This window comes from Arthrobacter sp. H20 (genome assembly GCF_000520515.1).
Lineage (GTDB): Bacteria > Actinomycetota > Actinomycetes > Actinomycetales > Micrococcaceae > Arthrobacter_D.
Genome location: NZ_KI914728.1, coordinates 10,198 through 21,477 on the forward strand (window position 1 = coordinate 10,198; position 11,280 = coordinate 21,477).

Annotated in this window: 5 protein-coding genes; all 5 read right to left on the reverse strand. The window is 67.3% G+C overall.

Annotated features, from left to right (window positions below; genetic code table 11):
* A partial coding sequence (locus Y703_RS22370; RefSeq protein ID WP_035764408.1) for a hypothetical protein occupies positions 1-440 on the reverse strand: 440 nt, incomplete at its 3' end.
* Entirely contained in the window at positions 440-3,664 is a 3,225-nt protein-coding gene (locus Y703_RS18980) for an eCIS core domain-containing protein (RefSeq protein ID WP_216698879.1), read from the reverse strand. The genes Y703_RS18980 and Y703_RS22370, both read right to left, overlap by 1 nt.
* A 106-nt stretch (positions 3,665-3,770) precedes the next feature.
* Entirely contained in the window at positions 3,771-5,204 is a 1,434-nt protein-coding gene (locus Y703_RS0109025; RefSeq protein ID WP_026552441.1) for a contractile injection system tape measure protein, read from the reverse strand.
* A gap of 4 nt (positions 5,205-5,208) precedes the next feature.
* Complete coding sequence (locus Y703_RS0109030) at positions 5,209-9,018, reverse strand: hypothetical protein (protein ID WP_026552442.1); 3,810 nt, start codon at positions 9,016-9,018, stop codon at positions 5,209-5,211.
* 1 nt (position 9,019) lies between these two features.
* A partial coding sequence (locus tag Y703_RS18985) for a hypothetical protein (RefSeq protein ID WP_216698880.1) occupies positions 9,020-11,280 on the reverse strand: 2,261 nt, incomplete at its 5' end.

Here is an 11,280-nt window from a genome sequence, read left to right on the forward strand (position 1 = left end):
CGCACGTTGTCGAGCCACAGCACCCGGCGCCGGGCGAACCAGTGCTCGCTCGACAGGAGCCGCTGCACCTCCAGGCGCCCGGCTAGATCGTCCCCGGCGAGCACGAATTGCGCGGTTTCCCCGGTCGGCAGTACGCCGCGGTGGTGCTCCGCACGGTCGCCCCCGAACTCGGGCAGGTCGCCGCCGTCCGGGAGGTACGCCCCGATCAGCCGGCCAAAAAAATCGGGGCGGATGTGCGGAACGAGCGCCAGGAGCATGACCACGTGCTCTGCCGGCGAGAGCTCCCGCCCGTCGTTGAAGCCAGCGAACTGCGATGGCTCGAAGCGGTACCCGCCGAGCGGCCGCGTGGGCTTCCCGGACGGGTCCAGGTACCCGGCGAGCCGGTCGGAGATGAGCGCATCAAGGCCGGCGAGCATGCGGGACAGGTTTGCCGCGACCACTAGTCCTCCAGCCGGCTTTCCTTGAACGACTTGTCCAGCGCCCATCCGCGCTTGATGTGAGCCACATGGGCCTCCAGTTTTGCCTTCTGTTGGAGTTCAGGGTGCTCGGTGTCGAGCTTCTCCTTGAATACGGCCTGGTTCTCCCACGCGCGTCCAAGGAAGATGTTCCTCGCGTAGCCGAAGTAACGCTTGAAACGGCGTCTGGCCGCGGCGATCACCAGGTCCGCCGTGACCTTCTTCTTGCCCTTCCCGATGACCGGCTCGCGGGCGTCGGAAATCGAGCCGCCCTGCTCGACCAGCAGCTTCGCAGCAGACCGGGTGCTCTTGACCAGCACTTCGCCGTAGTGCTTGGCCATATCGTCGGACGACACGACGTGCCGCCGGTCGATGCCAGCGGCGACATTGATCTTCCGGCCTGTCGAATCCTTCGCCAGATTCTGGGTCCTGCCGAAGCGCGTGCCGGCGAGCCGCGCGCGCTGGTCCAGGTACTGCTGGGCGATCGCCTTCTTCTGCGCGACCGTGAAACGCTCGGGCCGTTCGATCACGATGTCAGTCGGCATCTGGTCGGCGATTCCCCACGCCGTGAGCGCGCCGCTGATTGTGCCCGACAGCTTCTTCAGCAAGGAATTGAGCTTCTTCGACAGAGTGTCCGCTTCGCTCTGACGAGTGCCGGTCGGAGTAGGATCCTTGTCGTCGAACTTGACCAGTGCACCCTGGGTCGCCGAAATCGCTTCCTCGGACTTTTGGGTCTCCTTCAGGGGTTCCTTCAACAGGTCCTCGTTCGCCCCGGATCGCCCATGCTCCCGGGCCAGGAACGTCGACGGTTTCTCGGGCGCCGAACGTATGACCAGCGTGGCTGACCCCTTCTCACCGTCGAACGTCAGCGTATGCGGTTCGTCGCCACCCGCCACCGGCTCCTTCATCCGCCACCATTCCAGGAGCTTCCTGGCCGTGGCCTTCGCTTTCGCGACGACCTTCTCCAGCATCGCGCCGAGCCATGCCACGATCCTGTCCAGGGCCTTGTCGATGGGCTGCCGGATCGTCCTAACGATGCCGACGAGCTTGCCGGGGATCCCACCCAGACCGGCGAACTTCGCGAGGAAGGCGAGCACGACGGTCAGCGTGTTGGCCATCGTCTTCTCGACCCGCTGGGCGGCGCCCACGACCTGGCCTGCGGCGATCGCCGAGATCGAGTCGATGAACGAGGCCACTACCGCGCCGATCTGGCGCGCCTTCCCGACGAAGAACGTCACCGTGTTGTAGACGGCGATGATCGCCTGGATCACGGCCCCGGCGGGGTTGAGCATGCTGACGAGCTTGGCGACGGCGGCCTTCACGACCTCCGTCTGGATCATTGTCGTGACCTGGCCGATCAGCTGGTCCTTCAGCTCGGTCAGTTCGGCCTTGATCTGCTCCCACGCCGCGGCGGGGCCCTGCGTCACGAGCGTGACGAGGATCGACGCTGTCTTCTCCAGGGCGGCGAGCACCGGCTCCGGGATGATCCTGAGCAGCTTGGTGCGGATGTTCTGCCACGTCAGCCCGAGCACCGACAGGACCAGTCGAATGATCTCCACCAGGCTGAACGATTTGGGGATGTAGACGCCAGCCTCGCCGAGTGGCCCGGTGATCCACGTGATGAGGGCGGTCTTGAGATGCTTCAGGATGTTGCCAGCGAACCGCTGGAACCCGAGCTTCCCGGCCCGCACGAGATTTCGCACGAAGCCGATCGGGTTCCTGATGATCCTCCGAAACGCGGTCTTGGCCTTCGCGATGTACGGCATCACCCCCGGGGCGACGACGGAGAACAGGATCTCAAGGAGGCTGATCACCTGCCTGAACGCCCACGCGCCGAACTCGGCCGCCAGGCTGAGGAATGCCGACCCCACCTTGCGGAATGCGCCGACGACGGTGATCACGTCGGGGAAGGTGAGCGACGTGATCGTCTGCACGAGTCGCCCGGGGATCGAGCGCACAAATCCCATCAGCCCCGCCAGCGCGCCGTTGAACCAGGCGAACGCGCGAACGACCGCGTTGCCCCGCTTGATGTTCTGCCACACTTCCTCCTGGCCGATCAGCTTCATGAACCCGCCGATCAGTGTGTCGGCGGTGCGCGGCACAGGGTCGCGGGTGATCGGGTCCTCGCCGAGGATCACCTTGAGCAGGTCGTAGCCGGCGGTCCGTCGGGCGAGTGCTGCCAGCGGCCGCAGGAGCGCCTGTTTGACCAGGTCGAGCAGGTCGACGACTACGCCTGCGCCGAACGAGATCAGCTGGCCAATCGGGCCGGTGAAGATCCTCTTGGCGCGATCCCACACATCACCCAGGTCGAAGATGTCGCTCCAGCCCAGTGAGTCGATGAAACGCCTGAGCGCGTCCACGATCATCGCACCGATGTCGCCGAGCGCGGCGACCTTCTGCTCGACCCATTCGGCCGCCCTGTTGATGACGCCGTGGTTGTCCAGCACCCGGGCAATCACGGCTCCCCCCGGTATCAGCTCGATCAGCGCCCGCAGAAAATTGGCCGCGGTGCGGGGCGCGCTGCGCATGTTGATCGGGTTGAATCCGAGGACCAGCGTCAACATCCGGAATCCCGGGATGTTGTATGCCTTGTCGGCGAAGTAGTCGAGAGCGTCCTGCACGCCGAGGCGCTGCACGGCGGGTGGCGATCCCGATGCGGTCACCTCTGGAACGTGACCCGGCCCAGCGGCGCGCTGCACCTCGGGCCGGGCTGTGCGCTGAACGGTCGCCCCCTGCTGGACGGTGTGGGTCAGCTCGTGTGCCAGGAGGTGGCGGCCCGAACCGGTGCCCGGTTGGTACTGGCCACGCCCGAAGAAGACGTGGTTGCGGTAGGTGAAAGCGGAGGCGCTCAGGTGATTGCTCATGCTGTGAGCGCCCTCGTCAGCGTGCACCCGCACGTCGCCGAGATCGGCTCCGAGGCGCGGCTCCATGTACGAGCGCACCTCGGACGGCAGCGCCCGGCCACCGGTCGTCGCACGCTGGATCTCCGACTGGGTATCGGCCGTCACGGCTGGCTTCCCCACCCCGAACCGCTGTAGCTGCGGCGGGCCCGTCCCGGCCACCGGACCGACCGCGCGCTGGACCTGCGGGCCGGGCATCCTCATGACCTTGTCGGCGGTGCGGTCGGCCTCACGTTCAAGCGGGTCGGCCGGCTTACTGACCGACAGTTTGGCCTGGATGACGTTATCCGAACCGGCGTTGCCCCTCACCGGACCGAAGAATCCTGGGCTGCGGGCGGCCCGGAAGAAGCTGCCCGCACGAGTGACGGTCGGCGAGTGCGACCTGGTCGACTTGGTGGCAGCCGTACTCATCGCGTCACCGCCACTGAACCCGAAGCAGGCCGGACATCCAGGGAAGCCCAATCATCGAGATCCCCCACGGCAGTTGGTCAAGGAGGATGTCGACGGTTCGCGACTCGACCCGCAGCAGCCAGTCGCCGTCGGCGTCGGCCGACAGCACCCCCGGACGCATCAGGAATTCGTTCCGCAGCGCGTCCGGGGATGTCCCGCGAAGCGCTTCCCAGTGACCGATGGCCGCTTCGAGCAGGGCGGCAGCCTCGTCGGTCTCGGCCTTCGTGAGACCTGCATCCGCTTCCACCGGCTCGTCCAGCGCGACCCCGCAGATCACCTTCGCCAGTGTGAGCCGATACTCCGGGGCGGTCAACTCGCCGGTTGCGAGGTAGTGGATCAGGCACAGCGCGCGGGTTCGGTCGACGAGCACGGTGCCGTCTGATGCTCCGAGCCCTTCGAGGAGGCGCGGCAGGAAGGGGTGTAGAAGCACGATTCCGGCGTTGTCAACGATAATCCCGTCAGCTTCCGCCTCGAGGCCGGAGGTCGCCGGTCGAGGCTTCGCTGACCGCGCCGGGCCCGCCTGCGCTATCTCTGCGGGGTCGGGTGCTGTTTCCAGCAGCCCGGTCACGCGGGGCCACTGTCGTTCGAGGGCCGCGGCGAGGGCCGGATCACCGTGCTCCCCGGATTCCGACATCCGCCACACAATGCGCAAGAGTTCTGCCGGTCCAGGCTCGCGGCCCGAGGACTCCGCGACGAACACGGCATCCCGGATCCTCCGCATGAACGCCACCCTGGCTGGCGCGGACACGAGGGGATCGGCGAGCACTGCCGCCACCTCCTTGATCGACGCCGCCAGCCGAGGCGAGGCTGTTCGGAGCAGCGTGATGGCGAACTCCGGGGTGAACTGTTTCCTCAGGCGGGCCCGGGCGGCAGGCTGCGCCAGTATTTCCCTGAGCCTGGCCCGCGCGGCCGGAGGCGGAGCCCGATCCCCGTCTGCCGCGCCCCAGGTGGCGAGCACCAGTTGCTCGAGATGCGCTTCGGGCGGCACCCGGAACGACCACGGCAATCGGCCGGTGCGGAGGAACACCAGGAGCGCGTCCTCGACGGTCTCCGCCTCCGTCCGGTGCCGTACAACGTTCTGGGGAGCCCGGTCCCCGCCCGCGAACCGCACCGGTGGGTTCCGCCGGAAGTAGTCAACCACTTCACGCCGCAGCGCAGCGGCGAGCTCGGACTCAAGGCGGTCAAGGGGCACCTCGGCGAGATCGATCGCCAGCCGCTCGACGGACAGGTGCGCGTCGCCGGGATCGACGTCGGCAAGCGCTGCCTCCAGCGCCGGCCACAGCACGTCGGCGCACATGCCGGGGAGTCGCCTCTGAAGGGCAAGCGCATCCGACTCGGTGCCGTGCACCTCGACGTCGAGGAGCTGGCTCCGGATCGTGATTGACGTCGGCTGGACCATCGGTTCAGCCCTCGCGTCGGACGATGTTGATTCTCTGTTCGATGCTCACCGTGCAGCCCTTCCCGGTGTAGGCGGTCAGGCGCACCAGCTTCTCGACGGGCTCGGCCGGCTCGAATGTGAGCTCGACCCGTTCCCCGCCGGCGACCGAGGGGATTCCGTCCTGAACCTCCCACAGGAACGCTTCCGGCGCGTCGGCTCCGAAGACGGCCGCCTCCAGGATCACCACATCGGGGAACGCTCCCTCACGTCTGAGCTCCAGCGTGAGGTCTGTGCCTTCACAACGCGGTATCGGAGGGTCGTCGGGCCGGCACTTGTTCGACGTCGACCCGTCGAACAGTGGGATCCGTAACTTCGATTGCGCACTCGACTCAATGACGACGGTGCCCCGGGAGGTGTAGCTGAGCTCGAACGCGCGCTCCCTCTGGTCCTGAACGAACGTGACGGCGAGTTCAAACCGGAAGTCGACGCAGCTAAGCCGGTCCACGAACAGGGAGCCCGTCGTCCCGGACCCCGGGGCCGGTTCGTACTCGACGTGGAACCACTGATCCGACCCGAACCTGTCAGCGATGAGCCTGTTGAGCCCATTGAGCCAACGCCCGACAATACCGGCGAAGTCCGTGGACCGGATCGGGTTCGGCGCCCGGTTGATGGCATCGACGGCCTCGCCCGTCAGGTCAACCTGATTGCCGTCCGGGTCGGTGATCGCAAACGCGCGAACCTCGGCCTCGTAGTCGTTGATCGGGGATCTCGGCCGCGCTTCCGGAAGCCAGAACCGGTAGCCCCCGCGCTCGGCGACCCCATCGCAGGGGAGGTCGCACGGTGCCGTTCCGGACTGGAACGTCCGTTCGACGGCGCAGCTGGCGGCATCCTTCACCACGACGTTCAGCACGTCGGCCACCGGCAGCAGGGGGCTCGTATAGGTCGTGTCGACAACCGTGCCCGGATCAACGGCATAGGGCGGGGTTCCGCCCTGCACCGAGGCCACCACATGATAGGTTCCCGCGGCCTGGTCCACGATCGTCTGCGCTGCGCCGATCACCAGCTGCGGCGGGATCACGATCGCCACCGGTGAAGACTCGCTGCCTGTCGCGTCGCGGATGACGATCGTGTGCTCTCCGACGTCGAGCAGCAGCGAGCCGGTGGTCTCCTCGAACCTACCGCCGTCCACCTGCACCGACAGCGATCCGCTCGTTCCCTCGGTGGTGAGTGTGACATCGGCGCGCCCCTCGGCGTCCGTGCACGCCTTGCCCGCGCTGACCCGGATCCGCGTCTGCGGCAGCTGGAACTGGATCGGTTGGCAGTCTGAGCAGCACCCGTACGGCAGGAAGAAGTCGGCGATGACGCTGCCGTCCGGAAGGCCCGCGATCGCGTCCAGGTACACCTGCTCGGAGAACTTCGACACGGCGCCCCTGTACACCAGCACGTTGCCGGTGAAGGCCTTGTAGACGAGCTGGACGTCAGGATTCCCGGCGAGCCGGGGGTCGTACTGGAGGCGGTCGAAGGCGTTGCTGAGCCTTCGCCTGGCCTCGTCGACGTCGGGCCGGGCTCTCAGATCTCCGAAGACCCCGACGTCCAGTTCGTCGACGTCGGGCCGGGCAGGAGTGCGCGGCGACCGCTCGACCCTCCCGCGCTGGGCCAGCTCGTGGTAGACGAGAATAAACGTGCCTCCGAGCGGCACCCCGGCCTTGTGCTGCAGGCCGGGGTGGCGTTCGAGGAAGTGGCTGAGGAACTGGGCCTGCTTGACCTCGCGGACGCGCCTCCTGTACTCCGCCGCGAGCGCTTCGAACGGGTCGAGACGGCACCGGAAGAGGATGTCGTCGAGACGATCCGAAAGGCCGGGCTCGTTGAAGATTCCCTCGCGCCGGGCGTCCTCCATGCCCCTGGCGATCTCGAGGAGCTTTTCGTAGCGTCCGCCGAAGGCGACAAAATCCAGCTGGCGGATGTCGTCGCCCAGCCGCGCGGACAGGTCGGACATCGCGCCCACCAGGGCGAGCACCCGGCTCGGGAAATGGGGGACTCCCGGAAGTTCGAACACAAACGGATGTCGCCGCCCCCGCTCCCAGGTGAGCACTGCCTCAATCTCGCGACCCAGGGTGCCGGGCTGGGCAATGAAGTCGGGCGCGAAAGACTTCAGCAAGCCGAGCGACGGAACCGCTGTCCCCTCGCCAACGACGAGCTGGGCCGGCAGGGAGTAGAAATACATCACCTGTTTGACGAGGAAACATGTGAGCTCAGACTTGAGGGTCTCGTAGAGCGTCTCGAGATCCTGGAAGCGGCAGTCCTCCTTGCCCAGGTCAACCTCGATGTCCTCGTCGAAAGCTCCCGTGCGCAGGGCGATCACCTCGAACGGCAGGCGGTGGCTCTTCCTCAGGGACAGCAGCGACTCGAGTACGGTGTGGACGTTCTTTCCGAGGTGGCCTTCGATCCGCAGGAAGTTGTTCGGCTCAAGGTCGAAGCGCAGCGGATCGGTGACGAAATCCGGCGGTGCGGGCGAGTACTCGTCGGCCCGATAGCTGAGGTTCTGGTTGGCCCGCCGGCGGGTGGTCCTGACCGGGTCCCACAGCTGGAACACCGGTGGATTGCCGTCCTGGTCGTAGTAGTACGGGATCGCCTTGACCGACAGGGGTGCGTCTCCCCAGCGGCTCGGCGTCGCCCGGATCCCCTTGTCCGGGGGCGTCTCGGTGAACCCCGCCAGGATTGCCACCAGCCGGGCGAAGAGGGTGCGCAGGTCCCGGGTACGCTCCTTGCAGCCGCCGACCGCGGGCGACGGAACGAACGGGTGGCGGTAGTCAGCGTAGTCGTAGTTCGCCGGAGCGAGCACACCTGCCATCAGGTGGCGCGGGAACAGGCCCTCCGGTGGGGCGCACGCGCACATCAGGTCGACTCCCTTCCACCGCAGCTCGTCGTAGGCGGCGAGCATGTCGTCGAACAGGTCCCAGTAGTACTGCATGAAGCGGACCTGGGCCGTGGTCGCCGGAGTGGTGTCCAGGAACCCGAATCGGTTTGCCAAACCCGCGAAAGGGTTGTCCGGATACTTGTCGACGACCAGCGGTTTAAAGGCGTCGTAGAGTGCGGTCAGGGCGGCGGCGGTGCTGGCCACCAGCTTGTCCCGGCGGAACGTTTCCTGGAACGCGCGGAGCACCTGCTCGGGCCGGACCGGGCCGCGGCCCGGCACATCAAACCGTGGCATCCTCACGTCCGGCAGGTCCAGGCGCTCGGTGAGGTCCGCACCGAGGTACGTCGGGGCGAACCCGGCGGCGGACGCGTTCATCGTGTCGAGGTCGGCGACGTCGATCAGCAGGCGACGGACGGTTGCCGTTACCTCGGCGCCGCGGTCGTCGCAGTTGTTCGGACTGCAGTTGCGCAGGTGATCCTTGCGCCGTTCCAGGAACAACACCACGGCTTTGTCTTCAAGCACAAGGCCGCTCGTCGCCAGGGGCTGGGCGCCGGGCTCGTCGTCGTCGTCAAAGAGCTCCCACAGGTCGTACTGCTTTGCGGGGACAAGGCCGGGCTCGACGAAAGGCTGATAACCGTACTCGATCGGCAGCTTGTACGGCCGCACGTGGGCGAGCGCTAGGTCGGCGGGCTCGACGATCAGGTAGCCCTGCGAGGTCACCCCGCACCCCTTCGACAGGCGCACTGTGCCTGGCGCCTCGAACCCAACCTCCAGCCCGCAGACGATGCCGATGCCGATGAGGTTGGCGCGGGTCAGCCGGGTCTGTTCGTCGAGATACTCGAACAGGTCGTTGAGGTGCGCGCTGGTGAGCACCTGGTTGGCCTCGAAGAGGGGGTAGGTGAGCTTCGTGCTGTCCATTTCAGTTACTCCCAAGTGCCGTCTGTCCGAACCGAACGGGGTTAAAGTCGGAGCCCTCGCCGCAATCATGGAGGGTTGCCCGCGGATAGGTGTTGCGCAGCCCGCCGAGGGCGTCTACGAGGATGGAGAGGCGGTACGACACCTCCGTGTACCGGGCGTAGCGGTGCATCAGCAACGCCCGGATCGTCTGGGCGGCGCCCGGCGCGACATCGAGCCCGGCGCAGGGGTCCGGTTCCGGGGGGTCGAATACTGTGAACGCCGCGAGCGGCACACCGGAAGCGATGTTCGCATCCATCCACCCCCGGAAGTGCGAACCGAATCCGGTCAGGATCGTCGTCGCGCACGCGCACAGCGCATCATGGGACTCCCCCGGCGACGCGACGCCGGGGATGAGTACCTCGAGCACGGTGCCGTGGAGTCCCTCCCGGGTCCAGTCGATGGCGGCGTCGGCATCGGCCCACGCGCACCAGGCGTCCTCGAACCGCTCGAACTGGTATCCGCGGCGCGCGATCCCGACGAAGTGTCCGACGAGCACCGTCTGCACGGCCTCCCGTACGTCGTCATTGACCAGCGCCGCGCACGACACACCCGACAGGTCAATGTCTGCGTTGAACAGGGCCGCAAGCGATGCGCTGAGCACGTTCGGCGACTCGCGGACCAGCGTGTGCCCGGCGAACCACGCCTCGAACGCCACGCCGTAGGCCGCATACATCTCGGCTGCGTATCCGCACGCGGCCCCGTGCGTCATCGCGAAGGACTCCAGCACCGACGCCACCTCGTCGATGACCGGGTCGCACGGGTCGGACAGGTACCCGTCGTTTCCCACCCAGCAGGTTTTGACCAGCAGGTGCGACGGGGTCTGTTCCTGGATGGTCCGGTCGGCGAAACCGCGCATGGACAGGTTCGTGTTGAACGGGGCCGTCCAGCCGGGCATCACGTAGGTGAGCCGAAAAGAGTAGGGGTCCTCGTCGCCGCATCCGCACCCCGGACCGTCCGTGCATGCCGGGTAGAGCGCATCGCCCGGGAACTTGGGGCGCAGCAGCAGGTGTTCGACGACGATCGCCCGCTTGTGCGCGGCCCAGGTGCTCATCAGCTGGATGAATCCAGCGCCCTCCTGCCTGCTGGGGAAACGCTGGTCGCTGCTGCCGATCCGGTTTCCGTCACCGTCAGCGACGGTAACCTTCCAGCGGTTCCCGGAGCGGACGACGCCGCAGCGGGGTGGCAGGATCAGCGCGGCGAGGACCGTCTGCTGGGCGGCGACCAGCTCATGGCTGAGGCCAGCCGCGGCTCCGCCGCCGTCCTGCCCGGGCAGCAGTTCGATCACCGCCTGGCCGGCTGGTCCGGTCGTCAGGACGAGCCGTCCGCCGGTGCTGTCGATCCGCCACGGTACGGATGACGTGTCGAGCCCCTGTTCGGCCAGGAGCCCGGCCAATGCCGCCGCCACGGCAGGCGGCGGGGCGAATGACACGATCGGCGTCCCCGGTTCCCCGAGGTTCAGCTGGTGCCGGAATCCCTGCGTCCCGGTCGACTTCGACGCCCCGTAGGCGAACGTCCAGTCGGGGAAGCCGAGCAGCAGGTTGATCCGCTGCTGGAGCCCGGAGACATTGTCGGGGCTGCAGGGCGCCACGGCTTGGTTGAAGGCCCTGCCGCGGTCGTGGCTGACCCGCGGAAAGGCCCGCAGGAAGGCGAGCTTGTCGCGGATCAGGTCCTCCCCCGCCTTGCCCTGGCCGGAGATGTCGGTGACGAGCATCGCGTATTCGCCGAAGCTCTCCCCGAACCGCGCCAGCAAGTGGTCGAGGAACCGGTTGCGACGCTCGAGGAACCCGGTCGGCGACTCGACCAGGCGCCTGAGGGCTGGTTCCGTGAGCGTCGCCGCGACGATCTCGTTGTAGCCGGCGACCTGCCCGGCGTCGAACAGCGACGCGAAGTAGGTGTGCTCGACGGTGGGGTTGAGCGAGAAGAGATCCGCGGCGTGCGCGACCTGGGCGTAGGCATTGCGTAGCAGCTGCTCATACACCATCAGGTAGGCCTTGAGCTGCCTGGCCTGGGCGCGGCGGAGAGCGGTGGCGGTCGACGGAAGACCGGCGGGACCGATGCCGTAGACGAGCGGGAAACTGTGTTGCACGGGGTAGTACGCCTCAAGCTGACGGGTCCTGCCGACCGGCGTCGACAGGTCGAGCTCGGTGCCACGGAGCTTCGGGCGGGCGGCTCGTCCGTGCAGCTGAACGAGGGTGTCCTCCGCCTCGTCGAGGCGCGGCAGGA

Coding starts and splice junctions, on each gene's coding strand:
- Y703_RS0109025 (WP_026552441.1), bottom strand. CDS start 5,204: ATGGTCCAGCCGACGTCAATCACGATCCGGAGCCAGCTCCTCGACGTC.
- Y703_RS0109030 (WP_026552442.1), bottom strand. CDS start 9,018: ATGGACAGCACGAAGCTCACCTACCCCCTCTTCGAGGCCAACCAGGTG.